Annotated in this window: 18 protein-coding genes; 3 read left to right on the top strand and 15 right to left on the bottom strand. The window is 65.8% G+C overall.

The window, feature by feature from the left end; genetic code table 11:
- Positions 1-27 precede the first annotated feature (27 nt).
- The 14 genes from IB255_RS21180 to IB255_RS21115 form a co-directional block, all read right to left on the bottom strand.
- The gene (locus tag IB255_RS21180; protein WP_081517147.1) at positions 28-777 is read right to left on the bottom strand and encodes a molecular chaperone; all 750 of its coding nucleotides are present in this window, start codon (positions 775-777) and stop codon (positions 28-30) included.
- A 101-nt stretch (positions 778-878) separates the two neighbouring features.
- Positions 879-1,385, bottom strand: a complete 507-nt coding sequence (locus tag IB255_RS21175; protein WP_081517146.1) for a fimbrial protein — start codon at positions 1,383-1,385, stop codon at positions 879-881.
- A 493-nt stretch (positions 1,386-1,878) separates the two neighbouring features.
- Positions 1,879-2,874, bottom strand: a complete 996-nt coding sequence (gene lipA / locus IB255_RS21170; RefSeq protein WP_024763986.1) for a lipoyl synthase — start codon at positions 2,872-2,874, stop codon at positions 1,879-1,881.
- Positions 2,871-3,524, bottom strand: a complete 654-nt coding sequence (gene lipB, locus IB255_RS21165) for a lipoyl(octanoyl) transferase LipB (protein WP_081517145.1) — start codon at positions 3,522-3,524, stop codon at positions 2,871-2,873. Before lipB ends, lipA begins: the two co-directional genes overlap by 4 nt.
- Entirely contained in the window at positions 3,524-3,823 is a 300-nt protein-coding gene (locus tag IB255_RS21160; protein ID WP_045215124.1) for a DUF493 domain-containing protein, read from the bottom strand. The genes lipB and IB255_RS21160 overlap by 1 nt, the downstream gene beginning before the upstream one ends.
- Positions 3,824-4,011: 188 nt before the next feature.
- Positions 4,012-5,169, bottom strand: coding sequence for a D-alanyl-D-alanine carboxypeptidase family protein (locus IB255_RS21155; RefSeq protein WP_081517144.1), 1,158 nt, complete (start codon positions 5,167-5,169; stop codon positions 4,012-4,014).
- A 98-nt stretch (positions 5,170-5,267) separates the two neighbouring features.
- On the bottom strand, positions 5,268-6,290 hold the full coding sequence (locus IB255_RS21150) for a septal ring lytic transglycosylase RlpA family protein (RefSeq protein WP_139791516.1): 1,023 nt from the start codon (positions 6,288-6,290) through the stop codon (positions 5,268-5,270).
- Positions 6,287-7,309, bottom strand: a complete 1,023-nt coding sequence (gene mltB, locus IB255_RS21145) for a lytic murein transglycosylase B (protein ID WP_139791515.1) — start codon at positions 7,307-7,309, stop codon at positions 6,287-6,289. The genes IB255_RS21150 and mltB overlap by 4 nt, the downstream gene beginning before the upstream one ends.
- A gap of 8 nt (positions 7,310-7,317) precedes the next feature.
- Complete coding sequence (gene rodA / locus IB255_RS21140; RefSeq protein WP_138216950.1) at positions 7,318-8,421, bottom strand: rod shape-determining protein RodA; 1,104 nt, start codon at positions 8,419-8,421, stop codon at positions 7,318-7,320.
- Between the two features lie 44 nt (positions 8,422-8,465).
- Entirely contained in the window at positions 8,466-10,355 is a 1,890-nt protein-coding gene (gene mrdA / locus IB255_RS21135) for a penicillin-binding protein 2 (protein ID WP_081517142.1), read from the bottom strand.
- A gap of 15 nt (positions 10,356-10,370) precedes the next feature.
- A complete protein-coding gene (gene rlmH, locus IB255_RS21130) occupies positions 10,371-10,838 on the bottom strand; it encodes a 23S rRNA (pseudouridine(1915)-N(3))-methyltransferase RlmH (RefSeq protein ID WP_015475414.1) in 468 nt (155 codons plus the stop codon).
- Positions 10,839-10,845: 7 nt separating this feature from the next.
- Positions 10,846-11,199 carry a ribosome silencing factor gene (gene rsfS / locus IB255_RS21125; protein ID WP_024763994.1) on the bottom strand — a complete coding sequence of 118 codons (354 nt, stop codon included), beginning with the start codon at positions 11,197-11,199 and terminating at the stop codon, positions 10,846-10,848.
- 19 nt (positions 11,200-11,218) lie between these two features.
- Positions 11,219-11,875, bottom strand: a complete 657-nt coding sequence (gene nadD, locus IB255_RS21120) for a nicotinate-nucleotide adenylyltransferase (protein WP_081517141.1) — start codon at positions 11,873-11,875, stop codon at positions 11,219-11,221.
- On the bottom strand, positions 11,875-13,140 hold the full coding sequence (locus IB255_RS21115; protein ID WP_081517140.1) for a glutamate-5-semialdehyde dehydrogenase: 1,266 nt from the start codon (positions 13,138-13,140) through the stop codon (positions 11,875-11,877). The genes nadD and IB255_RS21115 overlap by 1 nt, the downstream gene beginning before the upstream one ends.
- 299 nt (positions 13,141-13,439) lie before the next feature.
- Here IB255_RS21115 and IB255_RS21110 point away from each other — a divergent pair, with 299 nt between their 5' ends.
- On the top strand, positions 13,440-14,666 hold the full coding sequence (locus IB255_RS21110; RefSeq protein ID WP_081517139.1) for an alpha/beta fold hydrolase: 1,227 nt from the start codon (positions 13,440-13,442) through the stop codon (positions 14,664-14,666).
- Positions 14,667-14,702: 36 nt separating this feature from the next.
- On the opposite strand, the gene IB255_RS21105 is transcribed toward IB255_RS21110, so the two are convergent.
- Complete coding sequence (locus IB255_RS21105; protein ID WP_081517138.1) at positions 14,703-15,557, bottom strand: class I SAM-dependent methyltransferase; 855 nt, start codon at positions 15,555-15,557, stop codon at positions 14,703-14,705.
- Between the two features lie 63 nt (positions 15,558-15,620).
- On the opposite strand from IB255_RS21105, the gene IB255_RS21100 reads away from it, so the two are divergent.
- Both IB255_RS21100 and IB255_RS21095 read left to right on the top strand, forming a co-directional pair.
- Positions 15,621-16,340 carry a DNA-3-methyladenine glycosylase gene (locus IB255_RS21100; RefSeq protein ID WP_081517137.1) on the top strand — a complete coding sequence of 240 codons (720 nt, stop codon included), beginning with the start codon at positions 15,621-15,623 and terminating at the stop codon, positions 16,338-16,340.
- Positions 16,337-17,653, top strand: coding sequence for a bifunctional DedA family/phosphatase PAP2 family protein (locus tag IB255_RS21095; RefSeq protein WP_151189296.1), 1,317 nt, complete (start codon positions 16,337-16,339; stop codon positions 17,651-17,653). Before IB255_RS21100 ends, IB255_RS21095 begins: the two co-directional genes overlap by 4 nt.
- Positions 17,654-17,659: the final 6 nt, after the last annotated feature.

Raw genomic sequence — 17,659 nt, 5'->3', positions numbered from 1 at the left:
GGTCGCGGATTCGGAGCCGCCTTGTTTCTAGAGAGCAGCTTCCTGCTTGTTCAGTGAGCCGTAGTCGCTGACCCACTGGTAGTCGACCTTGGCACCCACTACTGATTGACCTGTGAGGGTTCGCAGCGGGATGTCCACACTGCTGTTGGGGGGGATCAAAGGCAGGTCCTCCGCCTTGGCGGTGTGAGTCTGGCCGTTCGCGACCAGCTGCACAGTAACCAGCGACACGTGGTAAGCAGCATCGTTCTTGACACGCAACACGTAACCAGCACCTGAGGGCGCCACTGACCAATGCAGCCCCTTGGCCGCGTCGGCAGGAGTGCCAGGCAGCCCTTCAGGGCGATAGAAGATTTTCAGGCGTGAGCGCACGGCGACCTGAAGGAAGTTGGCGTCCTTGTCCTTGGGCATGGGCGGAACGTCAAGAACGTTCAACCAGAAAACGGTTTCCTGCTTCTTCGAAGCAGCGTCATCGCCCGTGTAGATCAGGCGCAGGGCCTGGCCCTTCTTTGCTTCGACACGGGCAATGGGTGGCGTGATGAGGAATGGGCCATCGGCCTTGTCGGCGGTGAGCTTTTCATTGCCCTTGTCGACCCACGCCTGGACCAGGGAGGGCTGGTCAGAGACATTGCTCATCTTGACCGTCACTTCCCGCTCTTTCGCCGGGTAGACAACGCGGGAGCCCTGGATGACGATGCCGGCGTCGGCAAGGCCGGACCAGAGCAAAGCCACGGCTAGGCCGCCAGCGAACCAACGGGAGTTGTAAATCGGACTTGCCATTACTCGAGCACCTTTGAATGCCGAAGAGAAAGGGAAGGGGGACAACCCTTCCCCTTCGGATGTTGCAGCTAGCTATAGCCACCGTACGGTGGCTGACCTGATCAGTAGGTCAGTGTCCAGTAGCCAACTGTCTGCAGCAGGCCTGCGGTCGCCGAGCCAGCCTTGGAATAGTACTGAGCCATGTAGTTGAGGGTGGCACTGCCATCGGCGGCCGGGGTGAAGGAGTAACCAGCGTCGGTCTGGATGTTGATGTAATTATTGGCCGGGTCGATCAGGCGAACGGTGGCATTCGTACCAGCGACGGTATTTTTCAGGGTGCCTGCCGCATCGACTTCGCCTCTGATTTCCCACTTGGCCTTGGTGGCCTGGACAGGGCAGTTGGTCAGCTTGAATTGGAATGGGGTGTTGCCAGCCCAGCTCTCGGCTCCAGCAAGGGCACTCTTGTTGACCTTCGGCAGGGTCACGTTCACAACAGCGGAACCGTCGCTCTTGCCGTTTATTTCACAGGTCTGGTCCAGCACTTCGCCGTTGAAGTTGACTTGTGCGTCGTAGGCAAATGCGCCCACCGATGCGGAAGAAAGGATTGCAGCTACGAGCAGCTTTTTCATTGGGTTCACTCTGCAGAATTTAGGGTGGTCGGGGGGCCGCCTAACGATCGATGTTGAGCCGCATACCAGGCATCGCTGCCTGTCCCCGTCGCGGCCTCCGCTGCCAGGTCTTTTCAATGGCTAGCGTCGATGTGAATTTTGCGTCGCGCGATACTCGCTTCGCAGTCAGCCAACCCGCCCCTGATCATGGGAATCTTCTCAACACAGGCGCAGCCCTATCCCCTGGCCGCCCTCCACCATTCCGTCTTCCTACCCAATAGAACATTCACCTCCCCGCGTTTCTCATTGGATCAATAGGAAAAGTCCGTAGGACTTAAGCACCTTCGTCGCAAATGCCGACGCATCAAGGGAGAATCACCTGTGGACCAGGGCTCGCACCAGGATGCCGCGGGCCGGCAACTCGGCGGAGAATCATCGCGCCAAAAAGAAAGGCCGCTTCCTTGCGGAAGCGGCCTTCTGGAGGACGCATAGCGGCCGGCGATGCCGGCGCAGGTCAGCCGATCTTGGTACCGTGGGCCTGCTGGTCGGCGTGATACGAGGAGCGTACCAGCGGGCCGGAGGCGACGTTCTTGAAGCCCATCTTCTCGCCTTCCTCGGCGAACCAGGCGAAGGTGTCCGGGTGGACGAAGCGCTGCACCGGCAGGTGGTTGCGCGAGGGCTGCAGGTACTGGCCGAGGGTCAGCATGTCGATGTCGTGCTCGCGCATGCGGTGCATGACTTCGATGACTTCCTCGTCGGTCTCGCCCAGACCGAGCATCAGGCCGGACTTGGTCGGTACGTGCGGGACCATCTGCTTGAACTTCTGCAGCAGGTCGAGCGACCACTCGAAGTCGGAGCCCGGACGGGACGACTTGTACAGGCGCGGCACGGTTTCCAGGTTGTGGTTGAACACGTCCGGTGGCTCGTTGGCGGTGATTTCCAGGGCGATGTCCATGCGGCCGCGGTAGTCCGGGACCAGGGTCTCCAGTTGTACGCCGGGGGACAGCTTGCGGATTTCGCGCAGGCAGTCGGCGAAGTGCTGGGCGCCACCGTCCCTCAGATCGTCGCGGTCCACCGAGGTGATCACCACGTACTTCAGACGCAGGTCGGCGATGGCGATGGCGAGGTTGGTCGGCTCATCGACATCCAGCGGCTTCGGACGGCCGTGGCCGACGTCGCAGAACGGGCAGCGACGGGTACAGATGTCGCCCATGATCATGAAGGTCGCGGTGCCGCCGGAGAAGCACTCGCCCAGGTTCGGGCAGGAGGCTTCCTCGCAGACGCTGTGCAGCTTGTGCTTGCGCAGCAGTTGCTTGATGCGGTCGACCTCGGGGGAGACGGGGATGCGCACGCGAATCCAGTCGGGCTTCTTCGGCAGTTCGTCGGTGGGGATGATCTTCACCGGAATGCGCGCGACCTTCTCTGCGCCACGCAGCTTGACGCCGACTTCCACCTTGCCCGGCTTGGCGGCCGGAGCAGCCTGGCCGGAATTCTCCACAACAGTGCTCATCTAGGTTGGATCCCGCCCGTTAGGGTCTTCTGTGCCGCGTAGCCAAGGCGTTCGACGAGTTCGCCACGCAGGCGCTCGCGCACATCGGCCAATGCGATGGGGCCGGCCAGCTGACTCAGCTGGGTCATGGCCATGCCTGCGTAACCGCAGGGATTGATGCGTCGAAAGGGTTCCAGGTCCATGTCCACGTTGAGGGCCAGGCCATGGAAGGAGCGGCCGTTGCGGATGCGCAGGCCGAGGGATGCGATCTTCGCGTCGTCCACATAGACGCCCGGAGCGTCGGGTTTGGACACAGCGGTGACGCCGTAACTGTCGAGAAGGCCGATGAGGCTCTGCTCGATGCGCGAAACCAGGTCGCGCACGCCAATGCCGGAGCGGCGCACGTCGAGCATCAGGTAGGCAACCAGCTGGCCGGGGCCGTGGTAAGTCACCTGGCCGCCGCGGTCGACCTGGACCACCGGGATGTCGCCAGGGAACAGCACGTGCTCGGCCTTGCCGGCCTGGCCCTGGGTGAACACGCGCTCGTGTTCGAGCAGCCAGACTTCGTCGGGCGTGACGGGTTCGCGCTCGGCGGTGAAGCGCTGCATGGCGTGCCAGGTCGGCTCGTAAGGAAGGATACCCAGCTCACGAAAGCCCAGCGTTTCGCCCATCAGAGCACCATGTGGACGCGGCCGGTGGCGCGCAGGTCTTTATGGATGTTCTGCAATTGGTCGACGCCGGTGGCGGTGATCAGCACCTGCACGGACAGGAAACGGCCGTTGCGGCTGTCACGGGTGACCAGGGTGGTGATGTCGAGGTCCGGAGCGTGACGCTGGATGACTTCGACGACCAGGTCGGGGAAGCCTTCGCCGGCGTCGCCGATGACCTTGATCGGGTAGCGTTCGCAGGGGAACTCGATCTTCGGTGCGGGCTGTTCGCTGGTATCGACGGAATCAGGGGTATCAGTCATGGCTCTCGCGGGCGGGTGGCCCGCCTCCGCATGAGCGTCCGGGATGGGGACGCTCCGGGTGGATCGGACTTCGGCCGCCGGGCCACGGGGACCAGGCAGTCGCAGGCGGGCATTTTACCCGAGTTTGCGACCGCGCGGGCGGGTCAATCCCGGTCTTGTATACAAAAGTACAAGACCGGGACGGGCGGTCAGTTGAACAGGCCGAAGAAGAACAGGCGGATGCTGTCCCAGATGCGGCGGAAGAAGCCGCCTTCTTCCACGGCGTTCAGGGCGACGAGGTCGGCGGTGCGGACGACCTTGTCGTTCAGCTTGACCTCGACCTTGCCGATGACCTGGCCCTGCTGGATCGGCGCCATGAGGTTCGGCTCGACGACCATGTTGGCCTGCAGCTGCTTGAGCTGGCCGCGCGGCACGGTCATGGTCAGGTCTTCGGACAGGCCGGCTTTGACTTCGTGCTCGGAGCCTTTCCAGACCATGGCCTTGGTCAGCTCGGTGCCCTTCTTGTAGAAGGTCTGGGTTTCGAAGAAGCGGAAGCCGTAGGTGAGCAGCTTCTGGGTCTCGGCGGCGCGAGCCTGTTCGCTGTTGGTGCCGAACACCACGGCGATCATGCGCTGGCCATCACGCACGGCGGAAGCCACCAGGCAGTAGCCGGCCTCGTCGGTGTGGCCGGTTTTCAGGCCGTCGACGGTCTTGTCGCGCCACAGCAGCAGGTTGCGGTTGGGCTGCTTGATGTTGTTCCAGAAGAACTCTTTCTGCGCGTAGATGGCGTAGTGGGTCGGCTCGCCGTAGATGATGGCGCGGGCCAGGGTGGCCATGTCCTTGGCGGACGAGTAGTGGTCCGGATTGGGCAGGCCGGTGGCGTCCATGAAGTGGGAATTGGTCATGCCCAGCTTCTGCGCGGTGGTGTTCATCATGTCGGCGAAGGCGTCTTCGCTGCCGGCGATGTGCTCGGCCAGGGCGACGGAGGCGTCGTTGCCCGACTGGATGATGATGCCGTGCAGCAGGTCGCTCACCGAAACCTGGGAGCCGACCTTGATGAACATGCGCGAGCCGCCGGTGCGCCAGGCGTGTTCGCTGACGGTGACCAGGTCGGATTCGGCGATGCGGCCGCCTTCGATTTCCTTGGTGGCGATGTAGGCGGTCATCAGCTTGGTCAGGCTGGCGGGCGGCAGGCGCTCGTCGCCGGCGTTCTCGACCAGGATGTTGCCGCTGGCGCCGTCCATCAGCACCCAGGCCTTGGCCGCGAGCTGCGGGGCGGCGGGAACGACTTCAGCTGCCCAGCTGGCCACGGGGGCGCTGAACAACACGAGCAAGGACAGGCGTTTGGCGAAGTTGAAGATGTTCATCCGTCTCTCTGGGGTTCACTAATGGTCAAACAATCCCCTTGAGGGGAACTCGGGTGCTGCAACCTCTGGCGGGCCGCTGCGGCGCGTGCGGTGGAATCTCAGTCCAGGCGCACGAGCTTGGGTTGGCCAAGGTTGGCCACGCGGATGCTGTCCTGCATCCGACTTGCTTCATCCTGCGTTCCGATCGGTCCCAGGCGCACTCGGTACAAGGTCTGCTGGTTGACCACGACCGAGCTGATAAAGGATTTCGCCCCCGTCAGGCCGCCGACCTTCTCCTTGAGAAGCTCCGCAGCGTCCGGGTTGGCGAAGGCACCCACCTGGAGATACAGGCCATCGGCTGGTAATGAAGCGTTTTTTTTTGAGTCGATCTGGACCGGCGCCACAGGCACGGCGTGCTGCGCTGGCGGCGGGGTATAGGTTTCGATGGGCTGGGCCATGGCGACCGCCTGCGGCTGTGCGGCAGGCTGCGCGGCCATCTTCGGCAGGGCCATGATCATCGGCGGCTGCTTGCCCTGGGAGGCCCACCAGCGGTCGGGGTCGATGCCCTCTACCTTCACGTGGGCGGTGCCGGTCTCGGCGTAGCCGAGCTTCTTGGCAGCGGCGAAGGACAGGTCGATCACCCGGTCGGAATAGAACGGGCCGCGGTCGTTGACGCGGACGATGACGCTCTTGCCGTTGTCCAGGTTGGTCACGCGGACGTAGCTGGGCAGCGGCAGGGTCTTGTGCGCCGCGGTCATGCCGTACAGGTCGTACTGCTCGCCGTTGGCGGTGGCCTGGCCATGGAACTTGGTGCCGTACCAGGAGGCGGTGCCGACCACGCTGTAGGTGTTCGCGTTGTTCAGCGGGTAGTAGGTCTTGCCCAGCACGGTGTAGGGGTTGTTCTTGAACGGTCCGTTGTGCGGCATCGGCACGGCATCGGGGATGCGCGACACGTCGACGTCCCACCAGGGCGCGCCGTCGCGGTGCGGGCGGTTGTAGTCATAGGGGCCGGAAATGCCGCTGCTGGCCACCGGCTGCTGCTGGGGCGCGCGGTTGCCGGTACAGCTGGCGAGGAACACGGTGCTCAGGCCAACGCAGGCGGCCAGCGACCAGAGGCCGGGACTTGCGATTCGCTTGCTCAATGGACACCTCGTGCCTTGGCGATCTCGCCGGCCAGCTGATGGACCGCCATGGCATACATGGCGCTGCGGTTGTAACGGGTGATCACGTAGAAGTTCGGCAGCCCGACCCAGTACTCGGTGCCCTGCGCGCCTTCCAGGCGCATGGCGGTCACCATCAGGTCGTCGCGGATCACGTCATGGGTTCGCCAGCCCTGAGAGCGTAGCTGACCGAGGTTCATCTGCGGTTCCAGGCCCTGGGTGAGCGCGTCTTCGGCGGTCGAGGTGCCGATTTCCGCCTGCGACACCACCGGCTCGCCGGTGTGCCAGCCGTGCTGCTTGAAGTAGTTGGCGACGCTGCCGATGGCATCGGTGGGGTCGCTCCAGATATTGATGTGGCCGTCTCCGTCGAAGTCCACGGCGTAGGCGCGGAAGCTGCTCGGCATGAACTGCGGCAGGCCCATGGCGCCGGCATAGGAGCCGGTGAGGCTGAGCGGGTCGACCTGCTGTTCGCGGGCCAGCAGCAGGAACTGCTTGAGCTCCTTGCGGAAGAAGTCGGCGCGCGGCGGGTAGTCGAAGCCCAGGGTGGACAGCGCGTCCATCACCTTGAAGTTGCCGGTATTGCGGCCGAAGAAGGTCTCCACGCCAATGATGGAGACGATGTACTGGGCCGGCACGCCGTATTCCTGCTCGGCGCGGGCCAGGGCCTCGGCATTCTGGTTCCAGAAGTCCACCCCGCGGTTGATGCGCGCGTCGGTGACGAAGATCGGCCGGTATTCCTTCCAGGTCTTCACCCGCTCGGCGGGGCGGGAGATGGCGTCGAGGATGGACTGCTTGCGTTCCACGTCGTGGAAGAGACCCATGAGCTGCTCGCCGGCGAAGCCGTAGTCACGGGTCATCTCGCTGACGAACTCGGCGACCCGGGGCGAACCATCGTAATCGCCCGCGCCAGCGGCGCCGGACATGCCGATCGCCCCCGCGATTCCGACCCAATGCACCCCCCTGGCAGCCCAGGCGCGCAGTACTTGCATTCCTTTCTTCACTCTTGTCATCAAACCTGGGCGATCCACTTCCGGTGGGTGTGAATCGACATCAAAACGCCGAACCCTGACATCAGGGTCACCAGCGAAGTTCCGCCGTAACTGATAAAGGGCAGCGGTACCCCCACCACTGGCAACAATCCGCTGACCATACCAATGTTGACGAACACATACACGAAGAAGGTCATGGTGATACTGCCGGCCAGCAGCTTGCCGAACAGCGTCTGCGCCTGCGCCGTGATCACCAGCCCCCGGTAGATCACCAGCAGGTACAGCACCAGCAGAAGGCATACGCCGACCAGGCCGAACTCTTCGCCGAGCACGGCAATGATAAAGTCCGTGTGGCTTTCGGGCAAAAAATCCAGATGGGACTGCGTGCCCAGCAGCCAGCCCTTGCCGAAGACGCCGCCGGAACCGATGGCCGCTTTTGACTGGATGATGTTCCAGCCGGTACCCAGCGGATCGCTTTCCGGGTCGAGGAAAGTCAGTACGCGCTGCTTCTGGTAGTCGTGCATGACGAAGTACCACATGCCCACGGCGACCGGCACCGCGGCCGATACGGCCATGATGATCCAGCGCCAGCGCAGCCCGCCGACGAACAGCACGAAGGAGCCGGACGCCAGCACCAGCATGGCGGTGCCCAGGTCCGGCTGCTTGAGGATCAGCACGAAGGGCACGACGATCAGCGCCAGGCCCACCACGCTGTGCTTGAAGCCCGGCGGCAACGAGCGCTTGGACAGGTACCAGGCGATCGTCATGGGCATCAGCAGCTTCATGAATTCCGCCGGCTGGAAGCGGATCACCCCGGGAATGTTGATCCAGCGGGTCGCACCCATGGCGTTGTGGCCCATCACGTCCACCACCACCAGCAGCGCCACGCCGATCAGGTAGCCCAGCGGCACCCAGCGGGCGAGGAAGCGCGGCTCGATCTGCGCCAGCACGAACATCGCGCCCAGGCCCAGGCCGAACGACGAGGCCTGCTTGATCAGCAGGTCCCAGCTCTTGCCGCTGGCGGAATAGAGGACGAACAGGCCGACCGAGCCGAGGGTCACCAGCAGCAGGAGCAGCAGGCCGTCGATGTGCAGGCGCTGCAGCAGGCTGGAGCGCCGCTTCATCACGTCTTCGCTGGACAGCGTGCGGTCGAAATTTCCGTTCATGGTCATGGTTTGGGCGCCTCCGCCGTGGCCTGCGGTGCGTATTCGGCCTTGAGCTTGCCGGTCTCGTCGAGCAACCAGGCGTCGGTCACGGCCTTGAGCACGGGGGCGGCAACGCCGGAGCCGGACTCGCCGTTCTCCACCATCACGGCCACGGCGATCTGCGGGTTGTCTGCCGGCGCGAAGCCGACGAACAAGGCGTGGTCGCGGTGGCGCTCGAGCAGTTTGGAGCGGTTGTATTTCTCGCCCTGCTTGATCGCGACGACCTGCGCGGTACCGGACTTGCCGGCAATGCGGTAGACGGACGTGGCGCCAACCTTGTGCGCGGTGCCGCGAGCCCCATGGACTACCTGCTGCATGCCGTAGTCCACCAGGTTCCAGTTGTTCGGGTCCTTGAGCTTGATATCCGGCATCGGGTCCTCGTCGACCGGCGGCTTGCCGTCGATGGTCTTGGCCAGGTGCGGTCGAATCCATTTGCCCTTGTTGGCCAGCAGCGCGGTCATCTGCGCCAACTGCAGCGGCGTGGCCTGCATGTAGCCCTGGCCGATGCCGAGAATCAGGGTTTCACCGGGGAACCAGGCCTGTCGGCGCAGCGCGCGCTTCCATTGGCGCGACGGCATCAGGCCTTCCGCTTCGCCGTACATGTCCAGGGCGACCCGTTGGCCGAAGCCGAATTCGCTCATGTAGTCGTGCAGGCGGTCGATCCCCAGCTTATGCGCGAGGTCGTAGAAGTAGGTGTCGTTGGAGCGCATGATCGCGGTCTCCAGGGTCACCCAGCCGTCGCCCATGCGGTTCCAGTTGCGGTACTTGTGGTCGTAGTTCGGCAGTTGGTAATAGCCGGGGTCGAACACTCGGCTGGAGGGCGTCACGACGCCTGCATCGAGGCCGGCGATGGCCACCGCCGGTTTTACCGTCGAGCCCGGCGGGTACAGGCCGCGCAGCACGCGGTTGTACAACGGGCGGTCCTCGGAATCGCGCAGGGCCGCATAGTCCTTGAAGCTGATGCCGGTGACGAACAGGTTGGGGTCGTAGGCGGGCTGGCTGACCATGGCCAGCACTTCGCCGGTGGACGGCTGGATCGCCACGATGGCGCCGCGCCGGCCGGCCAGTGCGGTTTCCGCGGCAGCCTGCAGCTTGCTGTCGATGCTCAGCACGATGTCACGGCCGGAGACTGGCTCGGTGCGCTTGAGCACGCGCAGGACGCGGCCGCGGGCGTTGGTCTCGACTTCCTCGTAGCCAACCGTGCCGTGCAGCGCGTCCTCGTAGAATTTTTCCACGCCGGTCTTGCCGATGTGGTGGGTGCCCGAATAGGCCACCGGGTCGAGCTTCTTCAGTTCCGCCTCGTTGATCCGCCCGACATAGCCGACCGAGTGGGCGAAGTGCTCGCCCAGCGGGTAATGGCGGACGAACTGCGCAGCCACGTCGACGCCATTGAGGCGGTACTGGTTCACCGCGATGCGGGCGATCTGCTCCTCGGACAGCTCGAACATGATCGGCACCGGCTCGAACGGCCGGCGCCCCTGTTTCATGCGCTTCTCGAAGATGGCCTTGTCTTCCTCGGTGAGGCCGAGGATCTCCACCAGGGTCTTGAGCGTCTCCTGCAGGTTCTCGGTGCGCTCGCGGGTGATGGTCAGGCTGAAGCTGGGGCGGTTGTCGGCGATGATCACCCCGTTGCGGTCGAAGATCAGCCCGCGATTGGGCGGAATCGGCTGCACGTGGACGCGGTTGTTCTCCGACAGCGTCGAGTGGTAGTCGTACTGCGTCACCTGCAGGTGATACATGCGCGCCACCAGCACCAGGGCGAGCAGGAAGATCGCCACCCCGCCGACGATGACGCGGGCGCGGACCAGACGGGCGTCCTTCTCGTGGTCCTTGAGCTGTATCGGCTGCGGCATCGAAAACGGCTACGACTACTTGTGGTAGGGGTGCCCGGACAGAACCGTCCAGGCGCGGTAGATCTGCTCGCCGACCAGGATCCGCACCAGCGGGTGCGGCAGGGTCAGCGGAGACAGCGACCAGCGCTGCTCGCTGCGCGCGCAGACCTCCGGCGCCAGGCCTTCCGGCCCACCGACCATGAGGTTGACGGTGCGCGCGTCCAGGCGCCAGCGGTCGAGCTCCTGCGCCAGCTGGGGGGTGCTCCAGGGCTTGCCTTCGACTTCCAGGGTGACGATGCGTTCCCCCGGCTGGACCTTGCTCAGCATGGCCTCGCCTTCCTGGCGGATCAGCCGCGCCACGTCGGCATTCTTGCCGCGCGTGTTGAGCGGGATTTCCACCAGTTCCAGGGACAGCTCCGAGGGCAGGCGCTTGACGTACTCCGCCCAGCCCTCTTCCACCCAGCGCGGCATGCGCGAGCCGACCGCGATCAGACGCAGACGCACGGCAGGCTTACTCGGCGCTGTGCGAGGCGCGGCTCTGCTCGGCGCCCTGCCACAGGCGTTCCAGGTCATAGAACTGGCGGGTGGCCGGCTGCATGACGTGGACCACGACATTGGCGAGGTCGATCAGGACCCACTCGCCGCCTTCCTGGCCTTCGCTGCCGATCGGGCGCACGCCCTGTTCCTTGACCTTTTCCAGGACGTTGTCGGCCAGCGACTTGACCTGACGGCTGGAGGCGCCGGTGGCGATGACCATGACGTCGGTGATGCTGGTCTTCTCGCGCACGTCGATGACGGTGATGTCCTGCGCCTTGAGATCTTCCAGGGCGGCGATGGTCAGTTCGACCAGTTGTTCGGTTTGCATGTATGACTCTCTAGCTTGATCAGTGAGACGCCTGGTACAGGCCGTGCGCCTCGATATAGTTCAATACCGCATCCGGCACCAGGTAGCGCACCGAGCGCCCCTGCGACAGGAGTTGGCGGATCTGGGTGGCGGATACTGCCAGCGGCGTCTGCCAGACGAAGGTGATCTGCCCGGCGGGGCCGGTCATCGCCTTCGGGTCGGCAACACTGCGCGCCGCCAGCAGGTCGCGCAGGTCTTCCGGCGGCTCGCTGTCGGCATCCGGGCGCTGCAGCACGACGATATGACAGTGCTCCAGCAACTCTTCCCAGCGATGCCAGGTCGGCAGGCCGCAAAATGCGTCCCAGCCGACCAGCAGGAACAACTGGTCCTGCTCATCCAGCTCCCCACGCAGCGACTCCAGGGTGTCGATGGTGTAGGAGGGTTTGTCACGCTTCAGCTCGCGGTCATCGACCACCAGCGGGATCACGCCGGCTACTGCCAGCTCGACCATCGCCAGCCGCTGCTCCGGTTTCACCTGGGGGGTGTCGCGGTGCGGCGGGCGGAAGTTGGGGATCAGGCGCAACTCGTCGAACTCGAACTGCTCGGCCATCTCCAGCGCACTGCGCAGGTGACCGATGTGCACCGGGTCGAAGGTGCCACCGAACAGACCGACCCGACGGGAACGCGCCTTGTTCATCAGGTCCGCACGTGTCCGTCGCCGAACACCACGTATTTCTCGCTGGTCAGGCCTTCCAGGCCGACCGGGCCGCGGGCGTGCAGCTTGTCGGTGGAAATGCCGATCTCCGCGCCCAGGCCGTATTCGAAGCCATCGGCGAAGCGGGTCGAGGCGTTGACCATGACCGAGGCCGAGTCCACTTCGGTGAGGAAGCGGCGGGCGTCGGTGAAGTTCTCGGTGATGATCGCATCGGTGTGCTGCGAGCCGTAGGTGTTGATGTGCTCGATGGCCGCGTCAAGGCCGTCGACAATACGGATCGACAGGATCGGCGCGTTGTACTCGGTGCGCCAGTCTTCCTCGGTGGCTTCCAGTACGTCGGCGCCCAGCAGCGCGCGGGTGGCGGCATCGCCGCGCAGTTCCACGCCCTTGTCACGGTAGATGGCGGCCAGCGGCGGCAGCACGCGGTCGGCAATGCCGGCGTGAACCAGCAGCGTCTCCATGGTGTTGCACGGCGCGTAGCGCTGGGTCTTCGAGTTGTCGGCGACGCGGATTGCCTTGTCCAGGTTTGCGGCGACGTCGATGTAGACGTGGCAGATGCCGTCCAGGTGCTTGATCACCGGGACCTTGGCGTCACGGCTGATGCGCTCGATCAGGCCCTTGCCGCCGCGCGGAACGATGACGTCGACGTACTCGGGCATGGTGATCAGCGCGCCGACAGCGGCGCGGTCTGTGGTTTCCACCACCTGCACGGCGCTGGCCGGCAGGCCGGCGGCGGCCAGGCCGGTCTGGATGCACGCAGCGATCGCCTGGTTGGAGTGGATCGCCTCGGAGCCACCGCGCAGGATGGTCGCGTTGCCGGACTTCAGGCACAGGCTCGCGGCGTCGATGGTCACGTTCGGACGGGATTCGTAGATGATCCCCACCACGCCCAGGGGCACGCGCATCTTGCCCAGCTGGATGCCGGACGGCACGTAGCGCATGTCGCGGATCTCACCGATCGGGTCCGGCAGCGAAGCGACCTGGCGCAGGCCTTCGATCATGTCGTCGATGCGCGCCGGCGTCAGGGCCAGGCGGTCGAGCATGGCGGGCTCCAGACCGTTGGCACGGCCATTGGCCAGATCCTGTTCGTTGGCTTCGGTCAGCTGGGCGCGGGCGGCGTCCAGGGCATCGGCTGCGGCCAGCAGGGCTTGGTTCTTCTGCGCGGTCGTGGCGCGCGCGACAACGCGCGACGCTTCACGGGCGGCGCGGCCCAGGCGGCTCATATAGTCGAGAACGGACTCGGTCATGATCTAACGCGTCTGCGTGAGGGAAATGCGCAAGTATAGCGGGAGCGCGCCCTCAGCGGCCAGCCACAGCAGCCGGCCGGTCAGCGACGCGCTTCGCGTAACGCCAGCGCCCGTCATCCCCCGCCCGCCGGTTACATCCGACACTCCCCGCCTCTCCCTGCCGCCCGAAGGTTGGGTAAACAAATTCGTATCGGCTGGTTACTTTGCAAGCATGGCTCATTGCCCCCGCAGCGTTCGCATTGCCAGGGAGGCACGCCAGGGAAGAACAACAAGAGGCGGTCCACCGCCGGAGAACTGCCATGCGCTATCGCACCGATTACAGCGCCCAGTCCCTGACCACCGCCCCGGCGGTGCTGGAACTGGACGGTTGGCAACTGCACTACCAGGCCTTCTCTTCACGGGAGGATGACACCCGCCCGCCGGTCCTGCTGCTGGGCGGCGCGTTCCAGAGCTTCCGCTCCTTCGCCAGCGAGGTCTCGGAGCTGCTCGCCGGGCACCCGGTGATCCTGCTCGACCTGCCCAGCCAGGGCGGCAACCTGCAACTGGCGCCAGAGCTGAGCCTGGAGGACCTGGCCGACCTGATCGCCGCCTTTGCGCAAACCCTGCAGCTGCCGCCGCTGATGCCCATCGGGCTGTCCTACGGCTCGGCGCTGGCCGCGCTGTTCGCCGCCCGCCACCCGGCGCGCTGCGGCCGCCTGCTGCTGGCCGGCATCACCGCCTTCGGCCGTCCCGGCGCCCGCGCGCTGCTGGTGGAGGCCCTGGCGCGCCTGGAACTGGGCGAGCAGACGCCTTTCGCCCACGGCGTGCTGACCGGGCTGATCAACCCGCTGCGCCTGGCCGATACGGGCGTTTCCCCGGTATTCCGCAAGGCCCTGCTGCGCCAACTGCAGCGCCTGACCCCGGCGGAGATCGAACGCTACCGGCAGAACAGCCAGCGCCTGCTGGCCTTCGGCGGCTTCGACCGCCACCCGCAGTGCCCGACCCTGGTGCTGGCCGGCGAGTACGACCACTTCACCCAGCCCTGGGAGCATGCCGAATTTGCCCACGCCTGCGCGGACGCCGAGTTCGCGCTGATCCACAACGCCGACCACCTGGCCCAGTTCGAGCGCCGCGATGCCTGCGCGCGGCTGTACAACCCGTTCCTGCGCGGTGAAGCACTGCCGCGCAGCGCCGCCGGTAGCACACGCTTCCAGCGCCAGCAGCTGCTGCACCTGGAACGCCGCTTCGAACCGCGCCTGGCGCCAGCCGACACCCGCGCCGTGCTGCGCAACGGCGAAGGTGGCGAATGGCGCTGCGAGCTGGCGGAGCTGGGGTATTTCGGCGGACTGGTCCGCGTCGAGCTGCCGGCAGATCGCCCGGCGCGCGGCTGGAAGCTGGCCGCCGCGGGCCTGCCGGAACTGGATATCCTGCCGCTGCGCTACTGCGGCGATGGGTTGGCCTTCATCTTCGCCCACGGCGACCCGCAGGCCAGCGCGGCGCTGGCGGCAATGGTGGTGCCGATGCAGCAGGGCGCGTGCGCGGCTTGAGACGCGACGGCGTATGACCACCAGAGGTCGTACGCCCTACACCCGTGCTTCGATCACCCGCACCAGGCTCGGCATCCGCCCCTTGGGCAACCCCAGCCCCGCGCCATCCACCTGCGGATCGAGCACAGCCACCCGACCGAACCCGCAGCCGCTGAACGCCTGCTCGATCTCGCCGGCACTGCGGTAATGCAGCGGATAGCCGCCACGGGTCAGCCGGCCGATCAACCCGACGCCCCAGCGTATCTGCCGGTAGCGCGGGTGTTCGCGCAGGTCGGGGTACAGTTCGGTCAGGTAGGTCGCTTCCGGGAACACCCGCAGGGCGGCCGCCAGACGGCGCCAGAAGCCCTCGATCACCGGGCGCTGAAAGTAGTTCACCAGCCCCTCGGTAATCACCGCCACCGGGCGGTCGCGGTCCAGCTCGGAGAACAGCGCAGCCAGGCTTTGCTCGCCCTGTTCGGCGAGGATATCCACGGCCCGCACGCGATGCTTGCCGTCCAGCCAGCCCTGTTCCTGCAGCAGCGCAGACTTGCGCGCCGCCATCGGCGGCAGGTCGGCTTCAATATAAGTCAGCTGGGGATAGCGCTCGCGGAAGCGCCGACCACGGGGCGAAAGCCCACAGGCGATCTCCACCACCTGGGTCACACCACGCAATTCGATCGCCTGGGTCAGCCGGGCATCGATCAGCAGGTGACGTTGTAACAGGAAGTCTTCGATATTCAGCCCGAAGCCGATCCGCGCCCCCCAGTTGATCGGCGCCACGCAGCCATGCACCCAGCGGCCGAACGCCGTGGCGAAGGCCGGATCGGCCAGTTGGTGGCGATACCAGACGTAACCGGTGTAGTGCGCGCTGGGGGTGATGTGGGCGCTGTCGGCCCGGATCCGTTCAGCCATGCTTAAGAATCTTGTTGTTATGATTCCCCAGCCTAAGACCGGCCCGAGAACCGCGACAATCCGATGCCCGCCGAACCCAACCTAAGTTTGCCCTGGCCCGATGCGAACCCGCTGCCGGATGCCTTCTTCAACCGCGACGCCCTCACCGTCGCCCGCGAGCTGCTGGGCAAGGTGATCCGCCACCGGGTCGGCGAGCTCTGGCTGTCGGCGCGGATCATTGAGACCGAGGCCTACTACCTGGCCGAAAAAGGCAGCCACGCCTCGCTGGGCTACACCGAGAAGCGCAAGGCGCTGTTCCTCGATGGCGGGCACATCTACATGTATTACGCGCGCGGCGGCGACTCGCTGAACTTCAGTGCCGGCGGTGCGGGCAATGCGGTACTGATCAAGTCCGGCCACCCTTGGATCGATCGCATCTCCGGAGACGCCGCCCTGGCCTGCATGCGCCAACTCAATCCCGCCGCCGACGGCAGCGAACGCCCGCTGGGCAAGCTGTGCTCCGGCCAGACCCTGCTCTGCCGCTCGATGGGCCTGAAGGTGCCGGACTGGGACGCCCGGCGGTTCGACCCGCAGCGCCTGTTCGTCGATGACCTTGGCGAGCAGCCCTCGCTAGCCATCCAGGCCGCGCGCCTGGGCATTCCCCACGGCCGCGACGAACACCTGCAATACCGCTTCGTCGACGCCGCCTTCGCCAGCTTCTGCACGCGCAACCCTTTGCGTCGCGGACAGGTCGAAGGCCACGACTACCACCTGCTCGGAACCCAGGACGCCACCTTCCGATGATCGATCTCGCCGCCTTCAACACCTGGATGGCCACCCATCCGCAATGGCTCGCCCTGGTCCTGTTCCTGGTCGCCTTCCTCGAATGCGCCGCCGTCATCGGCATCATCCTGCCCGGCGTGGTGATGCTCTTCGCCATCGCCGTGCTGGCCGGCAGCGGCGCCCTCGGCCTGGGGGAAACCCTGGCGCTGGCGTTCTTCGGCGGCTTGCTGGGCGATTTGTCGTCCTACTGGATCGGCCGCCACTTCCACCAGGACATCCGCCGCCTGCCGGTGCTGCGCCACCATCCGGAATGGATGGCCGCCGCCGAAGGCTTCTTCCACCGCTACGGCGTCGCCAGCCTGCTGGTGGGCCGCTTCATCGGTGCGCTGCGGCCGTTCCTGCCGATGATCGCCGGCATGCTCGACATGCCTTTCGGCCGCTTCCTGGCCGTCTCCATCCTGGCCGCCGCCGGCTGGTCGATCGCCTACCTGGTGCCCGGCTGGGCCACCGGCGCGGCCATGCGTCTGCCGCTGCCCGAGGGCTTCTGGCCGGAGGCCGGGGTGGTCGCCGCCTGCGTCGCCGCGGTGCTGGCACTGATCATCCACGCCGAGCTGCGCAAGGAGCGCAAGGCTGCGCTGATCGGCGCTGTCGGCTGCTTCGCGCTGCTGATCGCTATGCTGATCGGCTGGCCGCACCTCGACGCCCTGGACAAGGGCCTGATGGCGCTGGTGCAGGAGCACCGCCACGCCTGGCTGGACGATGTGATGGTGGCCGTCACCCGCGTCGGCGACTTCCGCACCCAGTTCATCGCCGGCGCGCTGCTGGCTGTTCTGCTGGCCGCGCTGCGACTGTGGCGCCATGCGTTCTTCGCCGCCGGCACCATGGTCGGCACCGCCCTGCTCAACACCACCCTCAAGCACCTGTTCAGCCGCGCGCGCCCGGAAGTGATCGCCGACCCGCTGTCCGCCTTCAGCATGCCCAGCGGGCACAGCTCGGCGTCCTTCGCCTTCTTCCTGGTGCTCGGCGTGCTGGCCAGCCGGGAGAAATCCCCGCGCGTGCGCCTGACCTGGATGCTGCTGGCGGTGATCCCCGCCGCCAGCATCGCGCTGTCGCGCGTGTACCTGGGCGCCCACTGGCCCAGCGACATCATCGCTGGCGCCCTGCTCGGCGCCTCGGTATGCGCCGCCAGCCTGTGGATAAGCCAGCGCCGCAGCGAGCTGCCGGCCCTGGCGCCGCGCATCTGGTGGAGCCTGCTGCCGACCGCCATGGTACTGCTGGCGGTGGCCAGCGCCTGGGGCCTGTCCGCGGCGATCCACCGCTACACGCCGCTCTGATCCCGC

Source organism: Pseudomonas sp. PDM22, from assembly GCF_014851965.1.
GTDB lineage: Bacteria > Pseudomonadota > Gammaproteobacteria > Pseudomonadales > Pseudomonadaceae > Pseudomonas.
The sequence above is the reverse complement of the archived record's forward strand: the minus strand, read 5'-3'. Positions and strand labels throughout refer to the sequence as shown.

What these genes read in the sequence shown, in the direction of transcription:
- IB255_RS21180 (WP_081517147.1), bottom strand. Translation starts at nt 777, where the DNA reads ATGGCAAGTCCGATTTACAACTCCCGTTGGTTCGCTGGCGGCCTAGCC.
- IB255_RS21175 (WP_081517146.1), bottom strand. Translation starts at nt 1,385, where the DNA reads ATGAAAAAGCTGCTCGTAGCTGCAATCCTTTCTTCCGCATCGGTGGGC.
- lipA (WP_024763986.1), bottom strand. Translation starts at nt 2,874, where the DNA reads ATGAGCACTGTTGTGGAGAATTCCGGCCAGGCTGCTCCGGCCGCCAAG.
- lipB (WP_081517145.1), bottom strand. Translation starts at nt 3,524, where the DNA reads ATGGGCGAAACGCTGGGCTTTCGTGAGCTGGGTATCCTTCCTTACGAG.
- IB255_RS21160 (WP_045215124.1), bottom strand. Translation starts at nt 3,823, where the DNA reads ATGACTGATACCCCTGATTCCGTCGATACCAGCGAACAGCCCGCACCG.
- IB255_RS21155 (WP_081517144.1), bottom strand. Translation starts at nt 5,169, where the DNA reads ATGAACATCTTCAACTTCGCCAAACGCCTGTCCTTGCTCGTGTTGTTC.
- rodA (WP_138216950.1), bottom strand. Translation starts at nt 8,421, where the DNA reads ATGAAGCGGCGCTCCAGCCTGCTGCAGCGCCTGCACATCGACGGCCTG.
- mrdA (WP_081517142.1), bottom strand. Translation starts at nt 10,355, where the DNA reads ATGCCGCAGCCGATACAGCTCAAGGACCACGAGAAGGACGCCCGTCTG.
- rsfS (WP_024763994.1), bottom strand. Translation starts at nt 11,199, where the DNA reads ATGCAAACCGAACAACTGGTCGAACTGACCATCGCCGCCCTGGAAGAT.
- nadD (WP_081517141.1), bottom strand. Translation starts at nt 11,875, where the DNA reads ATGAACAAGGCGCGTTCCCGTCGGGTCGGTCTGTTCGGTGGCACCTTC.
- IB255_RS21115 (WP_081517140.1), bottom strand. Translation starts at nt 13,140, where the DNA reads ATGACCGAGTCCGTTCTCGACTATATGAGCCGCCTGGGCCGCGCCGCC.
- IB255_RS21110 (WP_081517139.1), top strand. Translation starts at nt 13,440, where the DNA reads ATGCGCTATCGCACCGATTACAGCGCCCAGTCCCTGACCACCGCCCCG.
- IB255_RS21105 (WP_081517138.1), bottom strand. Translation starts at nt 15,557, where the DNA reads ATGGCTGAACGGATCCGGGCCGACAGCGCCCACATCACCCCCAGCGCG.
- IB255_RS21100 (WP_081517137.1), top strand. Translation starts at nt 15,621, where the DNA reads ATGCCCGCCGAACCCAACCTAAGTTTGCCCTGGCCCGATGCGAACCCG.
- IB255_RS21095 (WP_151189296.1), top strand. Translation starts at nt 16,337, where the DNA reads ATGATCGATCTCGCCGCCTTCAACACCTGGATGGCCACCCATCCGCAA.